Annotated in this window: 31 protein-coding genes and 1 tRNA gene; 14 read left to right on the top strand and 18 right to left on the bottom strand. The window is 48.6% G+C overall.

The features are described 5' to 3' along the window. Positions 1 to 10: 10 nt before the first annotated feature. A complete protein-coding gene (locus BD749_RS01130; RefSeq protein WP_143741208.1) occupies positions 11 to 442 on the bottom strand; it encodes a hypothetical protein in 432 nt (143 codons plus the stop codon). 176 nt (positions 443 to 618) lie between these two features. Between BD749_RS01130 and BD749_RS01135 the strand changes: the two genes are divergently transcribed. The 5 genes from BD749_RS01135 to BD749_RS01155 are packed head-to-tail and all read left to right on the top strand — an operon-like array spanning position 619 to position 7,102. After that, positions 619 to 2,076: a class I SAM-dependent DNA methyltransferase gene (locus BD749_RS01135; protein WP_101442546.1), complete on the top strand. Its 1,458-nt coding sequence runs from the start codon at positions 619 to 621 to the stop codon at positions 2,074 to 2,076. After that, positions 2,073 to 3,287, top strand: coding sequence for a restriction endonuclease subunit S (locus BD749_RS01140; RefSeq protein ID WP_101442547.1), 1,215 nt, complete (start codon positions 2,073 to 2,075; stop codon positions 3,285 to 3,287). The genes BD749_RS01135 and BD749_RS01140 overlap by 4 nt, the downstream gene beginning before the upstream one ends. Then, positions 3,268 to 3,666 (top strand): hypothetical protein, encoded by a 399-nt coding sequence (locus tag BD749_RS01145; protein ID WP_101442548.1) that lies wholly within the window; start codon positions 3,268 to 3,270, stop codon positions 3,664 to 3,666. The genes BD749_RS01140 and BD749_RS01145 overlap by 20 nt, the downstream gene beginning before the upstream one ends. Continuing rightward, complete coding sequence (gene hsdR, locus BD749_RS01150; protein ID WP_101442549.1) at positions 3,666 to 6,050, top strand: EcoAI/FtnUII family type I restriction enzme subunit R; 2,385 nt, start codon at positions 3,666 to 3,668, stop codon at positions 6,048 to 6,050. Before BD749_RS01145 ends, hsdR begins: the two co-directional genes overlap by 1 nt. A 44-nt stretch (positions 6,051 to 6,094) precedes the next feature. Beyond that, positions 6,095 to 7,102 (top strand): PD-(D/E)XK nuclease family protein, encoded by a 1,008-nt coding sequence (locus BD749_RS01155; protein WP_101442550.1) that lies wholly within the window; start codon positions 6,095 to 6,097, stop codon positions 7,100 to 7,102. A gap of 67 nt (positions 7,103 to 7,169) precedes the next feature. Here BD749_RS01155 and BD749_RS01160 read toward each other — a convergent pair whose 3' ends face one another. Next, the gene (locus BD749_RS01160) at positions 7,170 to 8,027 is read right to left on the bottom strand and encodes an agmatine deiminase family protein (RefSeq protein ID WP_101442551.1); all 858 of its coding nucleotides are present in this window, start codon (positions 8,025 to 8,027) and stop codon (positions 7,170 to 7,172) included. Between the two features lie 64 nt (positions 8,028 to 8,091). Next, the gene (locus tag BD749_RS01165) at positions 8,092 to 8,397 is read right to left on the bottom strand and encodes a hypothetical protein (RefSeq protein ID WP_101442552.1); all 306 of its coding nucleotides are present in this window, start codon (positions 8,395 to 8,397) and stop codon (positions 8,092 to 8,094) included. Positions 8,398 to 8,578: 181 nt separating this feature from the next. On the opposite strand from BD749_RS01165, the gene BD749_RS01170 reads away from it, so the two are divergent. Beyond that, entirely contained in the window at positions 8,579 to 8,776 is a 198-nt protein-coding gene (locus BD749_RS01170; protein ID WP_101442553.1) for a hypothetical protein, read from the top strand. 55 nt (positions 8,777 to 8,831) lie between these two features. Beyond that, complete coding sequence (locus BD749_RS01175; protein WP_101442554.1) at positions 8,832 to 9,347, top strand: RidA family protein; 516 nt, start codon at positions 8,832 to 8,834, stop codon at positions 9,345 to 9,347. Positions 9,348 to 9,434: 87 nt separating this feature from the next. On the opposite strand, the gene uraH is transcribed toward BD749_RS01175, so the two are convergent. From uraH to BD749_RS01195, 4 genes are all read right to left on the bottom strand, one after another. Further along, positions 9,435 to 9,842, bottom strand: coding sequence for a hydroxyisourate hydrolase (gene uraH, locus BD749_RS01180; RefSeq protein WP_101442555.1), 408 nt, complete (start codon positions 9,840 to 9,842; stop codon positions 9,435 to 9,437). Positions 9,843 to 9,932: 90 nt separating this feature from the next. Then, complete coding sequence (locus BD749_RS01185) at positions 9,933 to 10,541, bottom strand: Crp/Fnr family transcriptional regulator (protein WP_245868589.1); 609 nt, start codon at positions 10,539 to 10,541, stop codon at positions 9,933 to 9,935. Positions 10,542 to 10,734: 193 nt separating this feature from the next. Continuing rightward, positions 10,735 to 10,806: transfer RNA gene (locus BD749_RS01190), tRNA-Glu, on the bottom strand. 140 nt (positions 10,807 to 10,946) lie between these two features. Further along, positions 10,947 to 11,810 carry an SDR family oxidoreductase gene (locus BD749_RS01195; RefSeq protein ID WP_101442557.1) on the bottom strand — a complete coding sequence of 288 codons (864 nt, stop codon included), beginning with the start codon at positions 11,808 to 11,810 and terminating at the stop codon, positions 10,947 to 10,949. 185 nt (positions 11,811 to 11,995) lie between these two features. On the opposite strand from BD749_RS01195, the gene BD749_RS01200 reads away from it, so the two are divergent. Beyond that, complete coding sequence (locus BD749_RS01200; protein ID WP_101442558.1) at positions 11,996 to 13,318, top strand: type IX secretion system plug protein; 1,323 nt, start codon at positions 11,996 to 11,998, stop codon at positions 13,316 to 13,318. A gap of 299 nt (positions 13,319 to 13,617) precedes the next feature. On the opposite strand, the gene ychF is transcribed toward BD749_RS01200, so the two are convergent. Then, positions 13,618 to 14,715 carry a redox-regulated ATPase YchF gene (gene ychF / locus BD749_RS01205; protein WP_101442559.1) on the bottom strand — a complete coding sequence of 366 codons (1,098 nt, stop codon included), beginning with the start codon at positions 14,713 to 14,715 and terminating at the stop codon, positions 13,618 to 13,620. A 132-nt stretch (positions 14,716 to 14,847) separates the two neighbouring features. Further along, a complete protein-coding gene (locus BD749_RS01210; protein ID WP_101442560.1) occupies positions 14,848 to 15,204 on the bottom strand; it encodes a DUF3276 family protein in 357 nt (118 codons plus the stop codon). Between the two features lie 148 nt (positions 15,205 to 15,352). Between BD749_RS01210 and BD749_RS01215 the strand changes: the two genes are divergently transcribed. Then, entirely contained in the window at positions 15,353 to 15,763 is a 411-nt protein-coding gene (locus tag BD749_RS01215; protein ID WP_101442561.1) for a septal ring lytic transglycosylase RlpA family protein, read from the top strand. A 12-nt stretch (positions 15,764 to 15,775) separates the two neighbouring features. Next, complete coding sequence (locus tag BD749_RS01220) at positions 15,776 to 16,687, top strand: DUF58 domain-containing protein (protein WP_101442562.1); 912 nt, start codon at positions 15,776 to 15,778, stop codon at positions 16,685 to 16,687. Between the two features lie 9 nt (positions 16,688 to 16,696). Here the strand turns inward: BD749_RS01220 and BD749_RS01225 are convergent, their stop codons facing one another. The 4 genes from BD749_RS01225 to pyrE form a co-directional block, all read right to left on the bottom strand. Then, positions 16,697 to 17,341, bottom strand: a complete 645-nt coding sequence (locus tag BD749_RS01225) for a DNA-3-methyladenine glycosylase family protein (protein ID WP_245868592.1) — start codon at positions 17,339 to 17,341, stop codon at positions 16,697 to 16,699. Positions 17,342 to 17,366: 25 nt separating this feature from the next. Further along, entirely contained in the window at positions 17,367 to 18,407 is a 1,041-nt protein-coding gene (locus tag BD749_RS01230; protein WP_101442563.1) for a threonine aldolase family protein, read from the bottom strand. Between the two features lie 369 nt (positions 18,408 to 18,776). Then, positions 18,777 to 19,274 (bottom strand): metallophosphoesterase family protein, encoded by a 498-nt coding sequence (locus BD749_RS01240; RefSeq protein WP_101442564.1) that lies wholly within the window; start codon positions 19,272 to 19,274, stop codon positions 18,777 to 18,779. Positions 19,275 to 19,351: 77 nt separating this feature from the next. Continuing rightward, the gene (gene pyrE, locus BD749_RS01245; protein ID WP_101442565.1) at positions 19,352 to 19,990 is read right to left on the bottom strand and encodes an orotate phosphoribosyltransferase; all 639 of its coding nucleotides are present in this window, start codon (positions 19,988 to 19,990) and stop codon (positions 19,352 to 19,354) included. A 110-nt stretch (positions 19,991 to 20,100) separates the two neighbouring features. Here pyrE and BD749_RS01250 point away from each other — a divergent pair, with 110 nt between their 5' ends. Then, positions 20,101 to 20,781 carry an NUDIX hydrolase gene (locus BD749_RS01250; protein WP_101442566.1) on the top strand — a complete coding sequence of 227 codons (681 nt, stop codon included), beginning with the start codon at positions 20,101 to 20,103 and terminating at the stop codon, positions 20,779 to 20,781. On the opposite strand, the gene coaD is transcribed toward BD749_RS01250, so the two are convergent. The 3 genes from coaD to BD749_RS01265 all read right to left on the bottom strand — a co-directional run bounded on the left by coaD (position 20,735) and on the right by BD749_RS01265 (position 22,875). Continuing rightward, positions 20,735 to 21,214 (bottom strand): pantetheine-phosphate adenylyltransferase, encoded by a 480-nt coding sequence (gene coaD, locus BD749_RS01255; protein ID WP_101442567.1) that lies wholly within the window; start codon positions 21,212 to 21,214, stop codon positions 20,735 to 20,737. The genes BD749_RS01250 and coaD overlap by 47 nt on opposite strands. Positions 21,215 to 21,435: 221 nt before the next feature. After that, positions 21,436 to 22,323: a DUF3822 family protein gene (locus BD749_RS01260; protein ID WP_101442568.1), complete on the bottom strand. Its 888-nt coding sequence runs from the start codon at positions 22,321 to 22,323 to the stop codon at positions 21,436 to 21,438. A gap of 63 nt (positions 22,324 to 22,386) precedes the next feature. Then, positions 22,387 to 22,875, bottom strand: a complete 489-nt coding sequence (locus BD749_RS01265) for an NUDIX domain-containing protein (protein WP_101442569.1) — start codon at positions 22,873 to 22,875, stop codon at positions 22,387 to 22,389. 37 nt (positions 22,876 to 22,912) lie between these two features. Between BD749_RS01265 and BD749_RS01270 the strand changes: the two genes are divergently transcribed. From BD749_RS01270 to BD749_RS01280, 3 genes are all read left to right on the top strand, one after another. Continuing rightward, positions 22,913 to 23,362 carry a PaaI family thioesterase gene (locus BD749_RS01270; protein ID WP_101442570.1) on the top strand — a complete coding sequence of 150 codons (450 nt, stop codon included), beginning with the start codon at positions 22,913 to 22,915 and terminating at the stop codon, positions 23,360 to 23,362. Between the two features lie 189 nt (positions 23,363 to 23,551). Next, positions 23,552 to 24,958 (top strand): ATP-dependent DNA helicase, encoded by a 1,407-nt coding sequence (locus BD749_RS01275; protein ID WP_101442571.1) that lies wholly within the window; start codon positions 23,552 to 23,554, stop codon positions 24,956 to 24,958. A 79-nt stretch (positions 24,959 to 25,037) separates the two neighbouring features. After that, a complete protein-coding gene (locus tag BD749_RS01280; RefSeq protein WP_101442572.1) occupies positions 25,038 to 25,484 on the top strand; it encodes a DUF1573 domain-containing protein in 447 nt (148 codons plus the stop codon). Between the two features lie 79 nt (positions 25,485 to 25,563). On the opposite strand, the gene BD749_RS01285 is transcribed toward BD749_RS01280, so the two are convergent. Then, on the bottom strand, positions 25,564 to 25,941 hold the full coding sequence (locus BD749_RS01285) for a DUF423 domain-containing protein (protein WP_394341653.1): 378 nt from the start codon (positions 25,939 to 25,941) through the stop codon (positions 25,564 to 25,566). 54 nt (positions 25,942 to 25,995) lie between these two features. Continuing rightward, a complete protein-coding gene (locus tag BD749_RS01290; RefSeq protein ID WP_245868595.1) occupies positions 25,996 to 26,859 on the bottom strand; it encodes a glycerophosphodiester phosphodiesterase family protein in 864 nt (287 codons plus the stop codon). Positions 26,860 to 26,981 lie beyond the last annotated feature (122 nt).

Below are 26,981 nucleotides of genomic sequence, written 5' to 3' on the forward strand. Positions count from 1 at the left end.
CAGAATAAAATTAATGTTTAGGAGATATAAGCCACTGATAAATAGCATACAATATATAGCCTACCACAAATAAGCCTCCTAGGTATAGCGCAAGGGTTAAAGCAGTAGTCAGTGCCCAGGATAGAACCATAAGCGCCACATTTGCCACACCTATGCCACCAATCACTAAGCCTGCGATGCATATGCCTCTTCCTATTTTTCTGAGCGGTACTAGCAGGCTGATAATAAAACCAGCTAGGGCAATACAAGCCCCAAAAAACAATAGCATACCAGCCTCTGCTACTCCAAAATCATCTTCATCATAATCATAGTCATCGTAAGCCAGGGCCTTGATAGATATGAACAAGGCTGTCAGCAACATAGGGATTGCGTACTGATATTTCATAAATAAGGGGAAAGGGTGCGTATTCACTTCGCTTTTAAGAGCAGCGATTTTTTGCACAAGTAAAGGAATTTTATTTAATATTCTAAATATTATATGTTACTTTAGAGCGTATAAGTTGCAACATTAAGGCTTTCTCAACATAACCTTAACACAGGCCGTCTAAGCCTGTTTCGGGAGAGAATCGATAGCTGTATCTTTGATAACAAACAAAATTTAGATTACCACTTACCAACATGTTTGAACAAACCTTTAAGAATATAGACGACATCCTGTACAAGGATTCGGGTGCGGATAGTGAACTGGATTATATCGGGCAGACCTCGTGGGTGATGTTTCTGCGCTACCTCGACGAGTTGGAGCAGGACAAGGCCGATACGGCGGAACTGGAGGGCAAAGAGTATACTTATATTCTGGACGAAGAGTACCGCTGGCCGAACTGGGCCATGCCAAAGACTGCCGAGGGCAAACTGGACATACACCGCGCTATGACGGGACCAGACTTGGTGCAGTTCGTGGACCAGAAGCTGTTTCCATACCTTGCTGGCTTTAAGCAGAAGAACATCGACAACCCGCAGACCATCGAGTACAAGATCGGGGAGATTTTCAGTGAGCTGAAGAACAAGATTCAGAGCGGCTACAACCTGCGTGAGATACTGGAGTATGCCGACGAGTTGCCTTTTCGCTCGCAGAAGGACAAGCACGAGTTGAGCCACCTCTACGAGACCAAAATCAAAAACATGGGCAATGCGGGCCGCAACGGAGGGCAGTACTATACCCCGCGTCCGCTTATCAGGGCAATTATCCAAGTGCTGCAGCCGAAGATTGGTGAGCGCGTGTACGATGGGGCTGTGGGCAGTGCGGGTTTTTTGTGCGAAGCCTACGAGTACATGAGCCGCGACCGCGAGAACTTAAGCACATCGGACCTGGAGACGTTGCAGACCAAAACCTTCTACGGCAAAGAGAAGAAGAACCTGGCCTACATCATCGGTATCATGAACATGATATTGCACGGCATCGAAGCGCCCAACATCATCCATACCAACACGCTGAGCGAAAACATACGCGACATACAGGAGAAGGACCGCTACCACGTCATTCTGGCTAACCCGCCTTTTGGGGGCAAGGAGCGACCAGAGGTGCAGCAGAACTTCGACATCAAGACAGGCGAGACGGCTTTCCTGTTTATGCAGCACTTCATCAAGAGCCTGAAAGCGGGCGGCAGGGCAGGTATCGTTATTAAGAACACGTTCCTGAGCAATTCCGACAATGCTTCGGTGAGCCTACGCAAGCACCTCCTGGAAAGCTGCAACCTGCACACCGTGCTCGATTTGCCAGGTGGTACGTTCCTAGGGGCGGGTGTGAAAACGGTGGCGCTGTTCTTTACCAAAGGCGAGCCCACCAGAAACATCTGGTACTACCAGCTGAGCCCCGGCCGCAACATGGGTAAAACCAACCCGCTGAACGACCGCGACTTAGAGGAGTTTTTGGCACTGCAGAAAACTAAGCCTGAGACAGAGAAAAGCTGGACTATAAGTACTAGTGACGTTAATCAGAATTATGACCTTCAGGTGAAGAATCCTCATAAAAAGGAGGAAGTTATATTGCGTGAACCTGTAGAAATAGTTGCGGAGATGAAGCTGTTGGATAAAGAAACTAAAGAAATACTTAACTTAATCTTAGAACTACTATGAAGAGCTGGAAGCTAAAAAGGTTGAGCGAAGTTTGTGATTTTGTAGGCGGTTCACAACCTCCTAAGAGTGACTTCTCATTAGAAGAGAAAGAAGGGTATATTAGACTAATTCAAATTAGGGATTATAAATCTGATGATAATATTGTTTACATACCTAAAGCCAAGGCTAGGAGGTTTTGTGATGAAAACGATATCATGATAGGAAGGTATGGCCCTCCTGTATTTCAGATTCTAAAAGGACTAAGAGGCGCTTACAATGTTGCATTGATGAAAGCAGTTCCTGATGAAAGAGTGCTTTCAAAAGATTATGCTTTCTTATTCCTAAAGTATTCAGAGATTCAAGATTATATTATTAATCTTTCGCATAGAGCTGCGGGACAAACTGGGGTAAATAAGGATGCATTAGAGGATTATCCAATTCTTGTGCCTCCTTTAGATGAACAGGAAAGAATTGTTGCTATAGTAGGTGGAGTATTATCTGCTATTGAACAAGCCAAAGAGAATGTGCAGCGCAACCTCCAAAATGCCAAGGAACTTTTTCAAAGTGAATTGAATAGCATTTTTGCTACTAGAGGTGAGGGCTGGATTGATAATTCAATTGAGAGCTGTATAAAGTTTATTGATTATAGAGGTAAGACACCAGTAAAAACTTCTTCAGGTATAAGACTGATAACAGCTAAAAATGTCAAGCTAGGATACTTAAACATCGAACCTCAAGAATTTATCCATTCTGATAATTATGATACTTGGATGACACGAGGAATACCAAACTATGGTGATGTTGTTTTTACTACAGAGGCACCGCTTGCTAACGTCGCACAAATAGACTTAACTGAAAAATTAGCATTTGCTCAACGCATTATAGTAATGCAACCTAATGCTGAAGTTCTTAATCAAACTTTTTTAAAATATATGTTACTGTCAGCTCCGATTAGAAAGAAAATTTTGGAAAGAGGGACAGGGGCAACTGTACAAGGTATAAAAGCAAGTTTATTGAAGAAAATAGAAATATCTTTTCCTCAAAGCTTAGAGGTACAAAACCAAATAGTTGAAAAACTTGATTCTCTTTCAGAGGAATCAAAGAAACTAGAGGGTATTTATATGCGGAAATTAGATAGTCTTGAAGAACTCAAGAAGTCTATACTTCAAAAAGCTTTTAGTGGAGAGTTAACAGCAACCAAAGAACTTGAATATGACTTGGAACGAAGCTAGAAATTTGATTGAGAACTCTATAGTTGAGGAAATAAAGCTAGATTATAACTCTCAGTATAGAAAAGTAGTCAGAGCTCAAGGTTTCTTATGTAATCGCTACGACTATAATGGTTCTCCTGGATATAAAGTGCAGATAGGTAAGCGTAGCTTTATTGAAATACCTTTTACTATGCTGCAAAACGTCTTTGAAGAAGCTGTTTCAGCTGATGGTGTCTACAATAAAAACATATTCAGGATTCACTATCCTACAAGAGCAGAGCGGAAAGTCGGACATCCTTGCCATGTGCATGTTGTCGGGAAAATATTTGAGAAGGCAGGCGTTGCACTACCTATTGACTCCAAAAATTACAGGATTGTAGACAAAAAAAAGCCCAGATAATGAACGAAGCCGAAACCCGCGCCACGTATATTGACCCTGCATTAAAAGCAGCAGGTTGGGGAGTAGTAGAAGGAAGCCGTATCCGCATGGAGTTTCCAATAACCAAAGGCCGTCTGATAGGCTTTGGACAAAAGGAACCTGCCGTGAAGGCCGACTATGTGCTGCAGTACCGCAACCGCTACCTGGCCGTGATTGAGGCTAAAAAAAAGTCTTGTGACTATACCGAAGGTGTGGCGCAGGCAAAAAGCTACGCCGAAAAGCTGAAGATACGCTATACCTACAGCACCAACGGCCTGAAGATTTACGGCATCGACATGCACGAAGCCACTGAAGGCGATATCACCGCTTTCCCATCGCCCGAAGAGCTTTGGCACATGGTGTTTGGCGAGGAGCAGAAAAACAAGCCGCAGCAGCTGGAGATAAAAAAGCGCTTACTCGCTATACCTTTCGAAGACAAAGGCGGCGCTTGGCAACCGCGCTATTACCAGGACATCGCCATTACCCGTGTACTAGAAGCTGTAGCCGAAGGTCGCGACCGCATCCTCCTTACGTTGGCCACAGGTACAGGTAAAACAGCCATCGCATTCCAGATAGCTTGGAAGCTGTTCAATGCTAAATGGAACATCAAAGGCGATAACCAGCGCAGTCCCCGCATCCTGTTCCTGGCCGACCGCAACATCCTCGCCGACCAGGCTTTCAACGCCTTTAGCGCTTTCGAAGAAGACGCCTTGGTACGTATCAGTCCCAAAGAGATAAAGAAGAAAGGCAAAGTGCCCAAAAACGCCAGCGTGTTCTTCACCATCTTCCAGACCTTTATGAGTGGCCCCAACGGCACGCCCTACTTCGGCGATTACGAACCCGACTTCTTCGACTTCATCATCATAGACGAGTGCCACCGTGGCGGTGCCAACGACGAAAGCACCTGGCGGGCCATCATGGAGTATTTCAAGCCAGCCTATCAGCTCGGCCTTACCGCCACACCCAAGCGCAAGAAGTTTAATGCCGATACCTACAAATACTTCGGCAAGCCCGTCTATACCTACTCCTTGAAAGACGGCATTAACGACGGCTTCCTGACACCTTTCAAAATAAAGCAGATACAAACCACTGGCGACGAGTACGTCTATACCTCGGACGACGAGGTGCTGGAAGGCGAAGTGGAAGAAGGCAAGACATACGGCATAGAAGACCAGAACCGCATCATCGAGATTATGGAGTTGGAAGCTTATCGTGTGAAGACCTTCATGAGTCTGATTGACCAGAGCCAGAAAACACTTGTATTTTGCGCTTCGCAAACGCATGCACTTGCCGTGCGCAATCTCATAAACCAGGTGTCCACCAGCAAAAATCCGAACTACTGTCACCGCGTTACCGCCGATGACGGAGAGCTAGGGGAGAAGCAGCTACGCTATTTCCAAGACAACGAGAAGAGCATACCTACTGTACTCACCACTTCCCAAAAGCTGAGCACGGGCGTAGACGCTCCCGAAATTCGCAACATTGTTTTGCTGCGCCCTGTGAAGCAAATCATCGAGTTCAAGCAGATAGTAGGCCGTGGTACCCGCCTCTACGACGGCAAAGACCACTTCACGATTTATGACTTCGTGAAAGCCTACAAGAACTTTCAAGACCCAGAGTGGGACGGAGAACCACTAGAGCCCGAAGAACCAGAGCCAGGCCCTAAGCCACAGCCATGCGAAATCTGTGGACATAATCCCTGTATCTGCCCCAAAGAGCCACCAGCACCTTGCACCGTTTGCCGCAACTCGCCCTGCGTTTGCGACGAGCCAGGCAAAAGTATGATTAAGATCAAGCTGGCCGATGGCAAAACCAGGTCCTTACAGCACATGGTCACTACCTCGTTCTGGAGTCCTGAAGGTAAACCTATTTCAGCCGAAGAGTTCCTGCACAATATGTTCGGTACCTTGCCTGACTTATTCAAGAGCGAAGAAGAACTGCGTGAAATCTGGAGCAAGCCCAGCACCCGCAAAAAGCTACTGGAAGAACTGAAGGAGCGGGGCTTTGCCAAAGCGCAACTTAAAGAATTCCAGAAAGTGCTTCACGCCGAAGATAGCGACCTGTATGACGTACTGGCCTACGTAGCTTTCCGCGCCTCCATGGAAGACCGCGACATCAGAGCACATAACGCCAAAATCCATCTGAAGAACTACAACCCCAAGCAGCAGGAGTTCCTCAACTTCGTGCTCAAGCAGTATGTAAATGATGGGGTTGAAGAACTGGATGAAGAAAAGCTGTCACAGCTCTTAGTTTTAAAGTACAGTGCTATCGCTGACGCAAAGAAAGAATTAGGTGACATACCAAGTATACGAAATGCCTTTATCGGATTTCAAAGTTACTTGTATGGTAGTAGGGTAGCGGTGTAGTGAGTTTAAATGATTTTTAATTTCACCCTTTAACAAACTAAAATATGAAACCTAACATCTTCAATGTAGCTACGAAGGAGCTATCGCAAGACGCATTTTTTACTTGGTTGCTTCAGTGGGCTGATGGTAGCAACAAGAGCCATAACAAAGAATTATTTCTTGCAGCTCAAGATTTTATCAAACTCTTAATTTCAAAACAGCTTGGCTATGATAAACAAATAGTTAAAGTAAAAGCAGGTAGGCAGAGGGAGAATATTGATATCTGGGCAGAAGTTAATGATGAAGTCTTTATAATTATCGAGGATAAAACATTCACAGGTGCACATTCTAATCAATTAGAAACATATAAGAAAGTAGCTTCTGATTGGTGTAAGAATAAAAATCACGAATTAGTGTGTATTTACCTTAAAACAGGTAGCGAGGCAAATGCATCTTTAGATACAATTGAAAATAAAGGTTATGCCGTTGTAAATAGACCAGAGCTCTTGAATTATTTCAGTAAGCACTCCTCCGTAGATAGTGATATCTTCAATGATTTTGTAGAAAGAATTGGTTTGTTAGAGAAACAGAACAATTCTTTTGAGACTTTGCCTATCAAGAATTGGAATCGGAATAGTTGGGAGGGCTTCTATCAGTTTTTGCAAACACAGATTAAAGTAAACGGGTGGCGATATGTCGCAAATCCTGCTGGTGGATTTTTAGGGCTTTGGTGGCACTCGGATGAATGGAAAGATTATAATGTCTATTTACAAATTGAGGAGGGAAATCTTTGTTTCAAGATAGGCGAAGTTTATAATAATCACAGTCATGTTCGAAACGAATGGTATTCTAACTTAATGGCTCACGCAAAGAAATTGGGGAGAAAAGAAATAATAAAGCCACGACGCTTTGGAAGTGGGACTTATATGACTGTTGCAATTGTGGAGAGGAAGCATTGGTTAGGGCCAGATGACAGTATAGTTATTTTGCCTGAAGTGGTTCAGCGGTTAAAAGAATATGAGCAGTTTATCGACACTTTGTTAGAACAGTTTGAGAGTGCTGAAGCAGTTTAAAATGCAGAGGGAGCTTTATTTTTTAAGCTCCCTTTCTTTTTAAGAGTTAGTCATAATAGCATCAGCCTTACACCCTCACATTCCAAGTTACACAATTTAGCACACCACCATCTTCAGCTAATTCCCCACTAGCCACAGGTATAACCTGACAATTCTTAAAAATGCGCTTTGCCTCTTTAAACGCCTCCTTATCTTCCGGTAAATCAAACTGCGGAAACAAAATCACATCACCAATCTGGGCGAAATTAATGTAGCAACCGTGGGCGGTGTAATTGCCTTCCTTGCTTTTCCGTTCGGTGTTTACCGCCGGGAAATCTAGCAAGCGTAGCTCTGTTTTTTGTAAGGCATTTCTATACTTGGTTTTCCAATAATCCAGCTCTTCATTATAGTCAGCTACCAGCAAGGTATGGTTATCTACAAACCGCACCATGCCATCTGAGTGACCAGTAAAATCATAAGGTTGGGAGGGGATCAGATATAGCTGCTCGACTTGCAGCGCCTGCTTCAACTGTGCAATCACATCCTCCTTTGCGATAGTTTTGTTTTCCTTAAAAATCCGCTCCGTCATCACCACGGCATTCCTAGAACGCACGACGTTGCCACCATCAAGTAGCAGTGGGTGTTGGATTGATGTGCCTGGCAGGGGATTGCTTAGTTGTACCTGTGCTGTATCTGTGATCGAGGGCCGGTACTTTATGGTGTCACAGTACGAGGGGTAGTACTTGAATTGCACAAAAGCTTTTGGCGCTACCTGCACTGGCATGTAGTCGCGACACCAGATGTCGTTCGTGTTCTCGATAAAGCCATAGTTAATACCTGCCCGATGGAGCTCCTTCTCCAGGTATCGCCAAAAGCTTTTCAGCGCAGGCCGTTCTTTGATCAGGCTACTGAAATAAACGAAGTTGGTGTCGCGGTCAGTGATCATCTTCAGATTTCTCCTCTCGTCGAAATGACAGGGTGTGGGATTGTATTACTTACCATTTAATCACTTATAAGATCGAGCTGATGATCAGCTGATCGCCACCTTCCTTGCCGATCTTGTTCAGTTTGATCTCTTCTGTGCTCGGTGCTGGTTGCTCGTGCAGGGCTTTGATGTAGGCTTCGAGTTCTTCCTGTGTATCGAAAAGCGCATGTACTTCTTCGTGTCGCTGGCTAAGCGTTTTCACGGCATCACTGGTGAGGCTGTAGAGCTTCCAGGCCCTGAAGCGCCCGCTATAGCACTCGTAGCCGCCAATGCATACATAGGCGTAATAGTCCCTGTTCCAGTCGAAGTCTTTGATAGATACTTGTGCCATTTTTTAATCTTTAGGAGGGTTTAGGTATATTTATGCTTATAAAGGCATCGATTGTTCAATATATAGAAAATTCTGTATAAAACCTGCAATAACTGTTCATTTCACCGGATGAAATTAAACCTGTAGTAGCAGGGTATAAATATGTACAACACTCCCAGCTTAGAATCTTAAACCGCACGATATGCACAAGCAAACACACAGCTTACCAGCCCTGATTTCTTTTTTTATACCGGGCTTAGGCCAGCTCATCAAAGGCCATGTTTTAAAAGGGATTTTCATCTGGATCTTCGGCGGGATTCTGACCTTCTTTTTCTGGTGGACGTTTATCATCCCCTTCATTCTATGGGCTTGGAATGTGTATGATGCTTATAATTCATAAAAGGCGCTTGACAGAGCACCATTATATTTTTAACAAAATAACCTTTCCTACAGCTATGAAAACACTCCTGCTGACCCTGCTATTCTTTACCACGTTTGTGGCTTTTGCGCAGTCTCCGGAAGAGAAGCTGGCGCAATTAAACATCCAGTTGCCGGAAGTGCCGGCCGCAGGTGGCAGTTTTGTGGACGCTGTAAAAGTCGGAAATCTGATTTACCTGTCGGGCAAAGGGCCGCGTACCGGCAAGGGGGAGTATATAACCGGCAAGCTGGGCCAGGACCTGACCGTGGAGCAGGGCTATGAGGCAGCCAGGTTGGTTGCCCTGCTGCAACTGGCGGTACTGAAAAGAGAATTGGGCGACCTGAAGCGGGTAAAGCGTATCGTGAAAGTGAATGGGTATGTGAATTCAGCCGCGACCTTTTACGACCAGCCGAACGTGATCAACGGGTATTCCGATATGATGATCGCCGTTTTTGGAGACATGGGCAAACATGCACGGACATCGGTAGGCACCAATGCGCTTCCGTTCAACATGGCCGTAGAAGTAGAGATGATCGTGGAAGTAGAAGAATAGCTGCCAGCTGAAGGCAACCGCTGGTGCAATACAGCACAGCGACCCGGCAAATCCGGATCACTGTGCTGTGTTAATAGGTAGTCTGTTTTAATTTCCCCGGTAGGTAGCGTAGCCGTAAGGAGACAGCGTGATAGGCACATGGTAATGCTCCTTGTCTTTGATCTGGAAAACTACTTCGATGAAGGGGTAAAAGCTTTCCGTCTTCTGGTCCCTGAAATAATCGGCTACCAGGAACCGGAGTCTGTACACGCCCGTGTTCATGTTTTTGGTCGACAGAAAATCCCTGATCCGTCCATTTTCATCCGTCACCTTTTCGTCTAGCTGTTGCCACGTTTTCGTTTTTTTATCCATTTTTTCGAGCTGTACCGGTACACCTTTTGCCGGCATACCTGTGGCGACATCCAGTATGTGGCTCGACAGTTGGTAGGAAGCAGTCTGGGCGAAAGTTGTGCTGGCAGCCAGTACAAGCCACAGCAGAAGCGCTAATTTTTTCATGTTCTAATGAATTATATGCTAGTCTGAAACCATATTTTTTACAAAATTACCAGCGCAGCAGCAGCAAAGCATTGCGCCAGGTCAACGTTTTCAGAGCCTGGCTTTTACCCTGCTCAGGGTAGATGGGGAGAGGCCCAGGTATGAGGCCGCCATCTTGTTTGAGACACGCAACAAAAAGTCGGGCTGGTGCGCTATCACCCACTTTACCTTCTCCAGGGCATCAAAACCCTGAAAGCCATAGATCCGCTTTTGGGCTGTGATAAAACCCAGCTCCAGAATCTGCCTGTAGATGAAGGCGAACTGTGGGATCTTCTCCACCAGGTGAAAAAAGCTTTCCCTGGAAATCCGGAGGAGCTCCGATTTTTCGATGGTCTGCATGTAGTCCTCAGCTGGTTTCTGCTCGATAAAGCTGGGAAGCGCCGTGCCGAAACCCCCTTCAAACGCGAAGAACCTTGTGGTCTCGGTTCCCGCCCTGTTGATCGTGAAAAGCCGGATGCAGCCCTTGTTTACAAAATAATAGTGCTGGCACACAGCGCCGTAGGGAAGCAGGGTCTCGTTGCGTCTGGCTTTTATCGGCTCAAAGCAAGCGCATACTTCTTGCAGTGCGGCGTCGGAAATGTCGGTTCGGCTTTTAAGAAAGGTTATTAATTGGCTGTACATGATGGGGAAGTGGTGTTCCGGTGTGTTGGATCTTTGCAAATCGGCACGGCGATGTGAGCCTTTCCGGTTGCTTAAGAAACTGAAATCGGGTCTAAATGTTTAGCAATACTATCGACTAGTAGGCCTAACCTGCAACAACTGGCTGCTAACGGTATCTGCTTACGGCATTTATTCACTTTCAGGAGGGAGCGAAACAAAAAAGCCGCTCCAGGATTAGCTGAAGCGGCTTTTGTAGTCCGTAGGGGAATCGAACCCCTGTTGCCAGAATGAAAATCTGGAGTCCTAACCCCTAGACGAACGGACCATTCTATCGAATTGTGATGCAAATATAGCGGGTCGCTTTTATTATGCAAACAGTCTGCCGCACTTTTTATATAGCTAAAGGCGGTTTTTAGGCTAACTTATTCATTTTTAATTAGAAAAAATTTTCGATTAATGTAGGCTTCAGCCGCTTAGTTCCGTCTCCAATTCGAAATAGTCTTCCAGGGTATACTGACCAACGGAAGGAGCCACACAATCTATTTTGCTGATAGCCGACATAAAGGCCAGTTTGTCGTACAGGTTTCTGCTGAGCAGGCGAACAAAGGGCAGGAGGGTGTCTACGTAGTCGAACGGAATTTCGGCCACGCGTCCCGAATAGTTAGCGGCTTCGCATACCAGTTGTGCCAGCTCCTGCCGGGTATAGGTGATAGGGCCTCCCAGCTCAAGCAATTGGCTGGGTTTGCCGATGCAGTCGATCACCTTTCGCGCTACGTCTCCGTCGTATACCGGGTTGGTCAGTTTGTCGCCCTGACCGAGTTGGCCAATGTGCCCTCTGCGTGCCATGGTGGTCATTTCATCCAGCGCCGAAAACAAGACCGCAGGACGTAGGATAGTATAGTTAAGTGAGCTGCGCCGTAGTGCCTCTTCAAAATCGGCATGCGCTCTAAAATAGGCCAAACCCGGGAAACGCTCCGCCCCAAAGGCAGAAACATAGATAAACTGTCGAACGCCTGCCCGCTCTGCTTCCTGCAGTAAGTGAAGATTGGCTTGATAATTTATGTCATGAAAAGAGCCGCTGCCCTGGTGCCGGAGACTCAGGTTCTTCCCCAGTGCCGAGATCACTACCTCTATACCTGTGCAGCAACCTTCTAGCGTGGAGGGTTTTGTGGCATCAGCAAGTACAAGCTCTTCCGGATCCGGAAAAAGTGACTGCGCCTTCTTCAGGTTACGTGCCAGCACACGCACTTCAAACCCATGCTGTTTGAGCTCCCGGAAAATATGCCTTCCCAGGTGTCCGGTAGCGCCTGCCAGTAGAATTTTTCTCATAGTGAAGGGCTATTTGGTACGCAATAATCAGTATACGTGGTAATTGTTTGATTTGCAGCGGATTACATGAAAAATACAATGCTCCACTACGCAGTTTCTTCGCCTTTGTTTAAAAATTCCTATCTTCGGATATACATCCGGCGGCTGGAAGTTTATAACTGTCCGCCCTAACCTGATAGAATTTTATGATGCGAATACCTAAGTTAAGCAATGCCCTGGTGCTTGCTTCTTTCTGCCTGGGCCTGGCAGCCTGTGTTCCGCTGGAGCAACAGGGCTACGCCACATCGGGCAGTACCACACAGCAAACGATTCGCTACGAAGACTTTGTGTATGATACCAGCATCCGTTCGGTGCAGTGCTACCGCGGCACCGGAGGGCCGGAAGCGGTGCTGGAGCCCGCCGTGGTGTCCATTGGCCAGGAGCAGCCGGTTCTGCTCGAGTTTGACCGCCTCAATGCGGGTCCGCAACGGCTTGTGGCTAAGCTGGTGCACTGCAACGCCGACTGGACTCCTTCCGGATTGAACGATGCACAGTTTCTGAACGACTTCAATGAATTTTTTATTACAGATGTGCAGAACTCGATCAACACGCGTGTGCCTTATGTGCACTACCGTTTTCGGGTGCCACGCGTGAAGCTAAGCGGTAATTATGTGCTGCAGGTGAGCGAGGAGGGTGGTAACCTGTTGCTGACCCGGCGCATCCTGGTGTATCAGAACCTGGTAGCCGTAACTGCCAAGCTGGGTGCACCAACCGGCCCCGAGGGGAGAGCAGCCCGCCAACCAGTGGAGTTCAATGTGTTTTATAAAGACTACGCCCTCGTGAATCCGGCGCAGGAGGTGAAGGCCGTGATGCGCCAGAACCACCGCTGGGACAATGCCAAGGTATACCCGCGGCCGGCCTTTGTGCGCGACGACCAGCGCCGGCTGGAGTATGTGTTCTTCGAGGCAAAGGATCATTTCTTGGGGCTGAGCGAGTTCCGGTCATTTGATTCGCGCAGCATCCGTTTCAAAGGACTGGGTATAGAGCAGATCAACCTGGAAGCGTCGCCGGTTCATATTCAACTGCAGCCTGAGCGCAGCCGCGTCGGTCTGGCTTACAGCCAGGACCCGGACGCCGACGGCAAAATGCTGTATGGCAACCGTGAGTACGGCAACTCGATCGTGAACGCCGACTATACCTGGGTGGATTTTGAGTTAAAGTCAGGCGAGGAGCAGGGCGAAGTGTACCTGCAGGGCGGCATGACGGATTGGTTGCTGACCGAAGAAAACCGCATGCGCTACGACCAGGAGGAACAGGTATACAAAGGCAGACTGCTCCTAAAGCAAGGGTACTACAACTATTATTATGCCCTAAAACCAGCAGGTGCCCGCCAGGCTGATGCCAGTCATTTTGAGGGCAGTCATTTCGCGACAGGCAACACCTACGACATCCTGATCTACTACCGCCCGCCCGGCTCACGTGCCGACCTGCTGATAGGCTATGAAGAGATCCTGTTCAATAGAAAATGAAATAACAGGTAACAGTTAGCAGTAAACAGTTAGCAGTAAACAGTTAGCAGTAAACAGTTAGCAGTAAACAGTTAGCAGTAAACAGTTAGCAGTAAACAGTTAGCAGTAAACAGTTAGCAGTAAACAGTTAGCAGTAAACAGTTAGCAGTAAACAGTTAGCAGTAAACATGGATCAATAAGCAGTAAGTAAAAATAGAATCGCATAAAAAAACAGTTACCGGACATCTGCCTGGTAACTGTTTTTTTTCGCTCAGGGAGCGGTGTTTACTGCTAACTGTTTACTGCTAACTGTTAACTGTTTACACATTAAAGCGGAAGTGCATGATGTCGCCGTCCTGCACCACGTAGTCCTTGCCCTCCACAGCCATTTTACCGGCTTCTTTGATCTTCGCTTCAGACTTATACTCCTGGTAATCTTTCAGCTTGATCACCTCGGCGCGGATAAAGCCTTTCTCGAAGTCAGAGTGGATAACACCCGCTGCCTGAGGCGCTTTCCAGCCTTTGCCGATGGTCCAGGCGCGTACTTCTTTAACACCGGCTGTGAAGTAGGTGATCAGGTTGAGCAGGTCGTAAGAGGCACGGATCAGCTTGTTCAGACCAGACTCTTTCAGGCCATACTCGGCCAGGAACATTTCCTTTTCTTCCGGATCGGTCAGCTCCGCGATCTGCGCTTCGATGGAGGCCGAGATCAGCACCACCTGCGCGTTTTCGTTTTTCACATGCTCTTCCAGTGCCTTGGAGTATTCGTTGCCTTCCAGCATCGAGTTCTCGTCTACGTTGGCGGCATAGATCACCGGCTTGTCGGTGAGCAGGTTGAGTTCGCTAACTGTTTCCTTATCTTCTTCCGACGCTTCAAGGCTGCGGGCGTTGAGACCCTGCTCGAGGTGGTTCTTGTATTTCTCCAGAATGGCCAATTCCTTTTTGGCTTTGGCATCACCGGCTTTGGCGGAGCGCTGCACTTTCTGCAGCATTTTATCGATCGACTCCAGGTCCTTTAGTTGTAACTCGGTATCGATGATCTCTTTGTCGGAGATAGGGTCTACTTTGCCGGCAACGTGTACGATGTTCGGATCTTCGAAGCAACGCACCACGTGAATGATGGCATCTACTTCGCGGATGTTGGCCAGGAACTTGTTGCCCAAGCCTTCGCCTTTGCTGGCTCCTTTTACCAGACCGGCGATGTCCACAAACTCGATCACGGTTGGCAATACACGCTGAGGATTCACCAGTTCCTCCAAAATCTGAAGGCGCTCATCCGGCACTGTGATCACACCCACGTTCGGCTCGATGGTGCAGAAAGGGTAGTTGGCAGACTCTGCCTTGGCATTCGAAATAGCGTTGAACAAAGTGGACTTGCCCACGTTTGGCAGTCCCACGATTCCGCATCTTAGTCCCATTTATCTTTATCTTGTTTTATATCAGGGCGCAAAGATACGAAAATTCGCGCAGTTTAGGGCAGGGGAGGCAGGTATAAAAAAAGCCCGTGCTGGAAACACGGGCTCTCGGTCGCTAAACTAAAAACGGGGAGATTATTCCCACTTCAGTTCTTCATCAAAAGACACCTCGGCAGTGGCTACCGGCACCGGAGCAGTTTCGGCTTCGGTTGGGTTTTCGAGGGCGGCAAGAGCCTCTTCTGTCAAAAGTTCAGATTTAACGTGATCGATTGTTCCCTGCAAGGCTTCCATAAACTTCACGAAGTCCTCTTTGTAAAGGAAGATCTTGTGCTTCTCGTACGAGAACTCATCATCCTTGAACTTGCGCTTGCTCTCTGTGATCGTCACATAGAAGTCATTTGAGCGAGTTGATTTCACATCAAAGAAATACGTTCTCTTCCCTGCTCTTACTCTTTGGGAATAAATTTCTGCTTTGTCGTTGTTCTCTTCCACCGTGTTATAGACGTTAAATTCAACTTTCTGAACCTAAAACTAACATATTGTTCTGATATATAAAAATTTTTGAATTTAAAATTTAGCTCTTTTACAGCCCTATAGAGAATTAATTCTATATTTGCCACCGGACCAAATATAGTATAGTATGAATTTGCTTTCACTTATACTAGTATTTCTCTTTTCTTTCGACTCGGGCGCGGCCCTGTATTCCGCTGATGGCAAGGCCTCTTACTACGCCGACCGCATGCATGGGCACCGGACAGCTAACGGAGAACGCTATGACAAAACGCAGCTCACTGCCGCACATGCCACACTGCCCTTTAATACATTTGTGCAGGTAACCAATGTGCGCAACGGCAAATCGGTGGTGGTGCGCATCAACGACCGCATGGCCCACAGCAGGCACCGCCTCATCGACCTGTCCAGGGCGGCTGCTCAGCAGATCGAGGTGATCCGGGAGGGAATTGCATCGGTACAGCTGCAGGAACTGCCCGATGACGGACAACCTGAAATGGCCACCATCGTTTCTGAGATAAAGCCGACCGGAAAGAAATAAGCCTATACCTGTATGAAGAAGCCCCTCACCCTAGCCGATGTTCAGAAATTTGAAAACATGGAATTTCTGGCCAGGCAGCTGGTGGAGGGCTTTATTACGGGACTTCACCAGTCGCCTTACCACGGCTTCTCGGTAGAGTTTTCGGAACACCGCCTTTATAATAGCGGCGAAAGCACCCGCCACATCGATTGGAAGGTATACGCCCGCACCGACAAACTCTTTATAAAGCGCTTCGAGGAAGAGACCAACCTGCGCTGCCACATCCTGCTCGATGTTTCCCATTCTATGTACTACCCGGTAGAGAACCATGGGAAGCTTACATTTAGCGTATTGTGTGCCGCTGCCCTGGCCACTCTGCTCCGGAAGCAGCGCGACGCGGTGGGGCTTGTCACCTTCGCCGATACCATTCGCCAGCAAACGCCGGTTCGCTCGACAGCCTCGCACCTGCATACTTTGCTGCTGCTCCTGCAAAAACAGCTGGAAGAAGCGCCAACCCGTGCGCAGACCGATGTCGCCGCAGTCATCCACCGAATTGCCCAGCAAATTCCGAAGCGATCGCTGGTGGTCATCTTTAGTGACATGCTCGGTCAGCACGAAAACAGCGACGCCATTTTTGCCGCCCTGCAACACCTCAAGCACCAGAAACACGAAGTGCTGATCTTTCATGTGATGGACCGGCGCACAGAGGAGGAGTTCGACTTTGCCGAGCGTCCTTATGTGTTTGTGGATGTGGAGACAGGCCAGGAACTGAAGCTACAACCCTCGCAGGTAAGAGCCCACTATCAAAGTGCCGTTGCCAGGTATAAAAAAGAGCTGGAGCTCAAATGCGGGCAGTATAAAATTGATTTTGTACCCGTCGACATCAGCGAACCTTTTGACAAGGTGCTGTATAGCTATCTGGTGAAAAGGGCGAAGGTGAGGTAGGTATAGCGTCTACTTCGGCATATTATCCAGCGACTGCCACAGATACTTGCAGGCTATAGTGCGGTAAGGCCGCCAGTTCTCAGCTATTTCGATCATTCTGGCTTTTAGCTCTTTGCCACTTAGCTCCAACCCGTAGTGTCGCTTCATTGCATTTTGTATGCCCAGGTCGTCGACCGGCATCACATCCGGCCGCTCAAGGGCAAACATTAGCAGCATTTCCACTGTCCAACGGCCAATGCCTTTGATCTGGGTCAGGTGTTGAATCAGCGCTTCGTCTTCCATCGCATCAATCACGGCATGCTCCAGGTTTCCCCCTTGTGCGAACGCAGCCACGTTGCGTACATAGCCAATCTTTTGGAAGGACAAGCCTGCGCCTCGCAGCGTTTCATTGGGTGTTTCCAGTACCAGGTGAGGGTGCGGATATTGATCGGTGTATAGCCCTTTGAATCGATTGAAAATAGTAGCCGCTGCTTTTGTGCTGAGTTGCTGCGACACGATGGCGCTGAGCAGCCTAAAGTAAACATCCTCGGAGCGGGATGAGGAAAGCGGTTTCCCCTGACCTACAATCCTGGTGAGTATTGGGTCTTTGGAGAAAACGGCCATCACTTCAGTGGCCGGGTAGTCAGGCAGTGTGAAGCTCATATCGGTAGCCATGAAAATGAAGAAGGTATAGCCGAAGCTATACCTCTACTTGCTGTTTTTTAAGTTGCTGCAATACATCCAGCACATGCTGCAGCATGTCGTCGCTCACATCGAGGTGGGTAACGAAGCGCACCATCTGAGGCCCGAAACTGGATGCCCGGATATTGTTTTCTGCCAAGGCTGCTACAAAATCAGCATCTTTATATCGGTCATTGAGCTTAAAGATCACGATATTGGTCTGTACAGGTAGCACATACTCCACGTAATCGCTTTGACTTAAGACAGTTTCCAGTTGTTTGGCTTTTGCATGATCTTCGGCCAAGCGCTCCACATGATGGTCGAGTGCATAGATGCCTGCTGCTGCCAGATAGCCACCCTGGCGAATGCCGCCCCCCAGTACTTTTCGGATACGGCGCGATTTTTTGATGAAGTCTCTATTGCCTAGCAAAAGCGAGCCGACCGGCGCACCGAGCCCTTTGGAAAGGCAGATCGAAATGCTGTTGAAATACTTGCCATACTCTTGCGGATTCTCGCCGGAGGCAACCAATGCGTTGAACACACGGGCACCGTCCAGGTGCAGGGCAATGCCGTGGCGTTTGCACACTTCCGAAATCGCTGCGATCTCGGGTAAGGTATAGTAGGAGCCACCTCCTTTGTTGCAGGTGTTCTCTAAGGCAACCAGGCGGGTAGGAGGGTAGTGGATGTTATCCGGACGGATGTGCGCCTCTACCTGGGCTGGCGTCATCTTTCCGCGCTCGCCGTGCACCAGCGCTACCGATGCCCCGGAGTTGAACATGATGCCTCCTCCTTCATATTGGTAAATATGCGCCGTAATATCGCAGATCACCTCCGTCATGGGCTCGGTGTGGGCCTTGATGGCAATCTGGTTCGTCATGGTGCCAGACGGGCAGAAAAGCCCTGCTTCCAGACCAAAAAGGTCGGCTGCTTTTTGCTCGAGCGCATTAATGGTCGGATCTTCCTGGTATACGTCGTCGCCCACCTGAGCGGCAAACATGGCCTGTAGCATGGCCGGCGTTGGCCGGGTTACGGTGTCGGATCGGAGATCTGTTATCGTCATATAGAATTTGATGCGGTAAATACTTTACTTTGTAAAAATAATAACTTACTTTTGCCCTTCAAATTTAAATTTTGCAACGATGGGAGTTACTAGACTTAAAAGAAAAGACCGTAAGAATAAGGCAAGAGCAAACAACAAGGTTGCCAGAATTAAGCAATTGTTGTTGACACCAGTTATCAAGAACGTGGACATGGACGAGCTGCGTGCTCAGTTCGGCGAAGCGCCAAAGAACAAGAAGGAAGAAGAAGCTTCTGCTGAGTAGTCTTATACGGCAAAGTAAAACCATCTGCCTGCCAACGCTGTGAAAGCTTCGGTTGGCGGGTTTTGAAAAGACTTCGAAGTGTGCTTGCACCAGCAGGCACGCTTTTTTTATGCCCTTTTGCCCAGCTCAATCACTTGCAGGTCGCGTATCTGCCCGGCTTCAATAGAAAAGCGCATCATGGTGCGTACCTGGTGGAAACCGTGCTTCCCAGCCGCACCCGGATTCAGGTGCAGCAGGTTGTTCAGACTCTTGTCCGGCATGATCTTGAGAATGTGGGAATGGCCCGTGATGAACAAACCAGGTGGATTCGTTTTGATTTCCTGGCGTATGTCAGGGTGGTATTTGCCCGGGTAGCCACCAATGTGTGTCATCAGCACATCCAGCCCGTTCGCTACAAAACGAAGTACTTTTGGGTATAGCAACCGGATGTCCTGCCCATCAATGTTGCCATAAACACCCCGAAGGGGGGCCACCTCACCGAGTCGCTCCGCTACCCTGGCAGTACCGAAATCGCCGGCATGCCAGATCTCGTCCCTGCCTTCGAGCAGGCGCAGGATCTGATCGTCCACATAGTCGTGCGTGTCAGAGAGGAGGCCTATTTTCATGCTGTGCTTCAAAAAAGTCTTTTGTACGTTGATAGAATTCCTTTGTCCTTTGTCAAAAGCTCTTTTGTCCTAAATTATTATACCTTCCAGGTTTCCGGCGATTGGCGCCACTCTGCCAGCGTTGGCATAGCCGATTCTGGTATGTAACCGTTTTGCATGGCCGCTTCTGTCAGTGCCTGGTAATCGCTGAGGCATCGCAGCGGTATACCTGCTTCTTCAAAATTCTTTTCTGCCACAGCAAAGCCATAGGTGAAAATGGCAGCCATGCCGATCACAACGCCACCTGCTGACCGTACGGCTTCTGCAGCTTTCAGGGAGCTGCCGCCTGTCGAGATCAAATCTTCCACCATCACCACTTTCTGACCCGAGATCAGCTTGCCTTCGATCTGGTTGGCCATGCCATGGGTCTTTGGCTGCGGGCGTACATAAAGAAATGGCATTTCGAGCAGATCAGCCACCAGGGCACCCTGCGCTATACCTGCCGTGGCCACGCCTGCTATCGCTTCCGCCTCCGGAAAGTTTTGCCTGATCATTTCAGCGAGCTGCTGCTTGATGTAGCTGCGGATATGCGGAAAGGACAGGGTGACGCGGTTGTCGCAGTAAATGGGCGAATTCCAGCCGGAGCTCCATTTAAAGGGCTGTTCTGGTCTCAATTTTACGGCCTCTGTCTCCAACAGAAAAGAGGCAACCTGATGTGCTGTCGTCTGATTATCCATGGCCGAATTTAAGAAATATTTCCCCTTTTTACCGAACCTGTATTTTCTTTACAGCGAAATATTGATTGATTTGTGTAAATTTCAAGCCTGATATACGAGCACCTTTCCCTATGAACGTTTTTATTAACGATATTCCGCTTATCCTCAAAAAGTCAAACGAGAAGGTATACCGTCATCATTATGACCTCGTGCTCGATGCTGAAAACCACTTCACGTCCAAGGACCTGGTAGGGGATGTGCTCATCAAACGTGCTGATCCGCAACTGATTGACCGCATCGTGCGGCTGATGGAAGTAAAGAAGCTGAAGAAATTAAACTCCCTGACGCTGGTAGCCAATAAGAAAAAACAGCTGATCGAGCACCTCAAGGATCAGTTCAAGATCGTGAAGGCTGGCGGCGGACTGGTGCTGAAAGATGGGAAGATTTTGATGATTTACCGACTGGGTGTATGGGACCTACCGAAAGGAAAATTGAATAAAGGTGAAAAGGTAGAAGCCGGCGCCCTCCGCGAAGTAGAAGAGGAGTGCAACATTACGGTGGAGGTGCTCAGCAAGCTGCCCAAAACCTGGCACTCTTATGCTTACAAAGGCAAGAAGATACTCAAGAAGACCAGCTGGTACCTGATGGCCTGCACCGATGACAGCCTGATGAAACCTCAGGCCGAGGAATTTATAGAGGAAGTGCGCTGGATGACGCCGGAAGAGGCCATGGAAGTGCTACCAAAAGCCTATACCTCCATTGCTTTTATTGTGCGGGAATATCTCCAATCTCTGAAATCCGGAAAGGTATAAAGTCGTCGACATTGCCCCCGAAACGGTGAATTTCGCGGATGATCGTGGAGCTGATCGCTGCCAAGGCGGGTGAGGTGATCAGGAAAACGGTCTCCAGTTCGGGATTGATGTGGCGGTTTGCCTGCGCAATGGTGTTTTCGTACTCGAAGTCGGTGGTGTTGCGCAAGCCCCGCAGCAAAAACGTGGCACCCACTTCACGGGCAAATTCTGCCGTCAGCCCTTTATAAGCCTGCGCCTGTATATTGGGCTGGTCTTTAAAAATCCCGTTTATCACTTCAACCATTTTCTCTACCGGAATGTAGCGCTGCTTGCTACTGTTGTTGCCGATGGCAATTACAATCTCGTCAAACATTTTGGAACCTCGCAACACCACATCCAGGTGGCCATTGGTAAAGGGGTCAAACGATCCTGGGAAAATAGCAGTTCTCTTCATGGTTGATTGAGTTAGTAAATGAGTGGGTTGGCTGGGGGTTGAATGACTAGATTGTTTAATTGTTGATTGCTGATTGTTTGTGGGTGTATTCTTAACAACGTGAATTTCGGGGCAGGAGTGGTGGTTTAATGACAGTTATGATTGTCCAACGGTCCAAGAATTGCAACTATTTGACCATCAATAATTTAATAAATCACTCATTCACTAACTCACTCAATCACTCATTCACAAAAGTGCAAGCTGAAGAGTTCGAAATAGCGGTGGTCGAACAGGTCGTCGAACTTGTAGCTGTAGCCCACATCGGTGGGGCGCTTGCCAAATTTTACCTGCCTGATGTACTTTTTGAGCATGTTGAAGAGGCTGGAGTCTGGGGTGATGTCGCCCCAGGCGGTGATGGTTTCCTGCTCTGGATTCATCTTCTGCTCCTGCATCACAAAAATGACAAAGTAAATGAAATCTTCCGGGCTCAGGTAATGAAACACGTTACAGAACTGCAGGCCATTCTCGTCTATCACTACAACGGTTACATAGTTACGTTCCACGAACAGATGCATGGTACGGCCTGCTTTACGGTCTGTCTGATGTAGCAGGCTTTTGATCAGGGCGCTGGTCTGGTGCGTGAAATGGACCGAGCGCTCCTGGAAAAAACTTCGGAGCATCCGGAACAACACACCGTCAATTGCAAAAATATTCACGGCATCGAGGCCGAACGTACGGTTGTAGAGGATGACGTGCTGCTGAGGGTCGAGGTTGCTGTGCAGGCGCAGGTAGTCTTCCTGGTGGGCCGGGTCAAACAGTGTTTCTGGTACAAGGGTAAAGAACTGGTTGCTGATGCTGATGCGGATATTCAGCCAGCACTGCTCCTGCAAAATGGGACTTTGGTCGGCAATCAACCGTAGCTGCTCGGCAATTTGAAGCGGCGTAAACACCGTAATGAGCTCATAATCCTCCAGGGCAACGAATTTGTTTCGCTCCACATCGGCTACGGCCAGGCGCATGGCTTTGGAGCTGATGGCAATGTACAGGTTACAGTTGCCCGCCTGCGAAAGCTGAAAAGCCTCATCCTGTAGCTGATAGGAAAGCCGGAAATGTGTGTTGATGGTGTTCAAGGTATAGGAGCTCGAGGTTGCTATATTGTGCTATGCAAGTATACTAAAAATAAAGTAAAAGGATCATGCCTGCACGAAGTGATGCGGCAAACCAAACAGATCGTCGAGAGAGAAAAGGTAATGCAGGACGCGGTGCTTGTCTCGCAACGGGATCTGCCGGATCTCCTCCAGGCTCAGAAAAGCTACCTCCTCGATCAGCTGCTGGTCAGCGCTTGCCTCCGGGTCTATACCTGTTGTCAGCTCACCTCCTACAAGTTCCAGCTCAAAGAACAGCTCCACTGCCTGAAGCGGCTCCTCCAGAAACTCATTCACAAAAAGAAAGCGCTTCACTTTTGTCTGCAAACCCGTCTCTTCCAGCACTTCCCGCACCAGGCAGGCCTCTACGGACTCGCCGTACTGCAGTCCGCCGCCGGGTGGTGCCCAAAAGGCCGTGTTGTGGAGGGTTGGCTGATGCCGTACGAGCAGCAGTTTATTATCTTTCAGGCAGATGCCACACACGCGCAGCCTGACTTTACCAGCATAGGCCGCAGCATTGGGGTTTAGAGTATTCATGTTTGCGATAGCGGGGTATAGGTGGTAAATTTACAAAATGATACAGACGTTTAACCCCGATTTTAGGGCGGATATAAAAGAAAAGCTGGAGCGGCAGGAGTTTATGAAGCTCATGGGCTTCGAAGTGACTAAAATTGATGTGGGCCGGGTAGAAGGAGAACTGGTGCTGGAACAGAAGCACAAACAGCACAAAGGCTTTGCGCATGGTGGCCTTATTGCCACACTGGCCGATATTGTAGCTGGTTTTGCCGCAGTAAGCCTGGTGCCAAAAGGCCACCATGTGGTGACAGCCGAAATTAAAGTCTCTTACTTTCATCCGGGTGTGGGCGATAAATTGCTGGCCAAAGGCTACGTGCTGAAGCAGGGGCGCAAAATTAATTTCTGTGAGGCCGAGGTATATGTGGTAAAAGGAGCAGCCGAGCCGCTGCTCATAGCCAAAGCCAGCGCCTCCATGGCCAATATCGCTCCCGATGAGTTGAGGGGTTAGAGAGTTGAGGAGTTTAAGAGTTGACCAGATAGCAGGTCGCTTGTGCAAAAGAAGCCAGACAGTATATTATTTGACATTCAGCAATCATACTGCTCGAATATGATCCATGTTTATTCACCAACTCCTAAACTCCCTAATTCCCAAACTCATTAATTCACTCATTCACTCATTCACTCAATAATTTAACTCATGCGTCCAGTAGAGGCATTAAGAACAAGTTTTCCGTTTGAGCCTACCCAGGACCAGGCGCGGCTATTTGCCAAGCTTGACGAATTTATTTCTGATTCCGAATCCGAGAAATCGGTATTTCTGCTCAAAGGCTACGCCGGTACAGGTAAAACAACGGTTGTAACCTCACTGGTGAAGATTCTGCGCACCTTTGGGTATAAATATGTGCTGCTGGCCCCAACAGGGCGTGCTGCCAAGGTTATGGCTTCGTACAGCGGCCGCAAAGCCTTCACCATCCACAAAAAGATCTACCGGCAGACAGCCAACCCGTACTCCGAGGGACTGGCTTTTACGCGGATGCCCAACAAGGCAGACAAAACCTTCTACATCGTTGATGAGTCGTCGATGATCTCGGACGATAGCGGTTTCGGTCAGAATGGGTTGTTGCGGGACCTGCTGGGTTATGTGTTTGAGAACAAGAGCAACAAACTGCTACTGATCGGTGACACGGCGCAGTTGCCGCCGGTTAACCAGACTTTGAGCCCGGCGCTTAATGCCGATTACCTTAAAAGTAACTTTCGGTGCCAGGTGCACGAACTGGAGCTAAGGCAGGTGATGCGCCAGGCGGAGTCGTCGGGTATACTCATGAACGCCACCCAGCTGCGCAACCAGTTGCAGGGCGATAAACCCGAAATCCAACTGCATACCAAGGGCTGGCGCGACATCTACCGCATGACAGGAGAGAAGCTCGAGGATGGCCTGCGTTATGCTTATGACAAGTTCGGTATTGAGAACTCCATTGTGATCTGCCGCTCCAATAAGTCAGCTAACCTGTATAACCAGCACATCCGGCGGCAGATCTTCTTCTCGGAGGACGAGATTGGGGTGGGGGACTTTCTGATGATCGTGCGCAACAACTACTTCTGGTTACCCAAGGAGTCAAATATTGGCTTTATGGCCAATGGCGACTTCGTTGAGATCACCAAGATTATCCGCTACGAGGACATGTACGACCTGCGTTTTGCCGATGTGCGCGTGCGCTTCGTTGACTACCCCGAGGAAGAAGAACTGGAAGTCAAGATCATGCTCGATACCTTGTATACCGATGCCCCTGCACTGCCAGCCGACCAGAATAAAAAGCTGTATGATGCCGTGTTGCAGGACTACCTCGACATCAAAAACAAGCGGGAGCGCTCCAAGGAGATGAAGCAGAACCCCTACCTGAACGCCCTGCAGGTAAAGTTCGCCTATGCGCTTACCTGCCACAAGGCACAGGGTGGCCAGTGGAAAGCGGTGTTCGTGGACCAGGGATTTCTGAAGGATGATATGATAAACGAAGAGTTTGCACGTTGGCTGTATACAGCGCTCACCCGATCGTCGGAAGAGCTCTACCTGCTGAACTTTAACAAACAACTATTGGTTGACTGATATATTTGGATGACTCGCCAAAACGTTGGAACTTAACATCAGACAAACCGTAACAGCATTAGCTAAACCCTTAATACATATGAAAAAGTTTATCCTGTCTTTTGCAATGGCGGCACTGGTAGCCGGTGGTGCCGTGGCGCAGCAAGCTCCTGCAAAACAAACTTCCGCTACGCAAACTCAGGCCAAATCAGGCCCGGCTATTACGTTTGAGGCTACAGAGCACAACTTCGGGGAGATTACCCAAGGCGATGTGGTAGAGCATACCTTTACGTTCACCAACACAGGTACGCAACCGGTGGTGATTGACCGTGTGGACGTTACCTGCGGCTGCACCTCCCCGGCCTGGACCAAAGAGGCCGTGATGCCCGGCAAGACTGGTTTCGTAAAAGCGAAGTATAACAGCGCCGGCCGCATGGGGCAGCAAAAGAAAGCCATTACGATCCACTCCAACACAGGTGAGCCCACCTATGTGTACATCGTAGCCAACATAAAAGAAAAACCTGCTACTGCCGCTAAAACGCAGTAAGGCTTTCCATACCTTCATAAAACAGAAAGGCTCCCGGTTATCTGCCGGGAGCCTTTCTGTTTTGTAGGCTTGCTATACCTTAAAGCGCTTTCAGAATGGCATAGAACAGAGCCGCCCAGCCCACGATCATGGCTGTTCCGCCGATTGGGGTGATGGCACCCATCCAGGTGACACCGGTCAGGATCAAGGTATAGAGGGAGCCCGAGAAAATGATGATACCGATCAGGAAAGCCCAGGCAGCAATCTGCAAAGCCGGATGCTCAATCTTGAATAGCAACAGCCCCACCGCCAGCAGGGCCAAGGTATGGTACATCTGGTATTTCACGGCCGTCTCGAAAGTTTCGACGCGGTTGGTGGCACGCAGCATTGGCGCCAGGGCATGCGCCCCAAACGCACCGATCATCACACTAAGAGCTCCGAGCGTGCTGGCTATAAGAAGAATGGCTTTTTGAGTCACGATTTTAGGTATTAAGTTATTTCAGCCGCTAATTTCCGACATTAATCCTCCATTTCATAATTCCCGGTACAGGTTTGGGTAATCTGAGATCAAGCCGTCAACGCCCATCTCTTGTAGCCGCTTCATTTCCGAAAGATCGTTTATCGTCCAGGGAATAACTTTCATGCCGCGTTCATGGCAATCGCTGATGAGTCTAGGTGTGACCAGGCGGTAATAGGGGCTGTAGATATCAGGTATAAAACCAAGCGCTTCCAGGTTCTTGTTCAGCCCTTTCATGTTCTCCACCAAAAGCGATGCTTTGACATGCGGGTAGCGTTGTCGCATCACTTGCAGGGTACGAACATCAAAAGACTGTATGATGACCCACTCCGCTATACCTTTCGCTTCAATCACACCCATCAGCAAGTCCACAAATTCATCGGGAGCGGGGTGCAATTTTCCGTCTCCACTTGGCTTCGACTTTGTTTCGATGTTGTAGTATACCTGTGGCAATTGCTGCTGCTTCAGGTATACTTGCACCGAGTCGATCAGGTCGGAGAGCAGGGGTTTATAAGTTGCGAGCTTTTGCTGCTGCGGAAACTTATCGTAGAATTTGGAGCCGGCATCAAACGTACGAATGGTGTCATAGTCCAGTTGGTAGAGCACATACTTGTGCTTGTCTGTTTCCGGTATTTCGCTGCCGTCGGGAAGAAGATCATGCTCGGGGTTGATATACGGGTCGTGCGAAAGGACAACCTGTTTGTCCCGGGTAATGTGCGTGTCCATTTCCAGGGTCGTTACACCCAGCTCCAGCGCCCGGATCATGCCCGGAATGGTGTTCTCTGGCATCAGGCCGCGGGCGCCCCGATGGCCTTCCAGGTCGAAGGCTGGCATGAGCCGGTCAGTGCTATCAGGTATAGCGCCTTTTTGTGCAGGCATGGTGCAGGAGCTTATCAGATATAGAGAGGAGGCAAACAGCAGGATTCTCAGCATGCGAAAGATTTTTGCAGCAAGATAGGCTTATTGGCAGGTTGCGCGGTGCCTTCCGCCCGTTAAGAAAT

The organism is Pontibacter ramchanderi (assembly GCF_002846395.1).
GTDB classification, from domain to species: domain Bacteria; phylum Bacteroidota; class Bacteroidia; order Cytophagales; family Hymenobacteraceae; genus Pontibacter; species Pontibacter ramchanderi.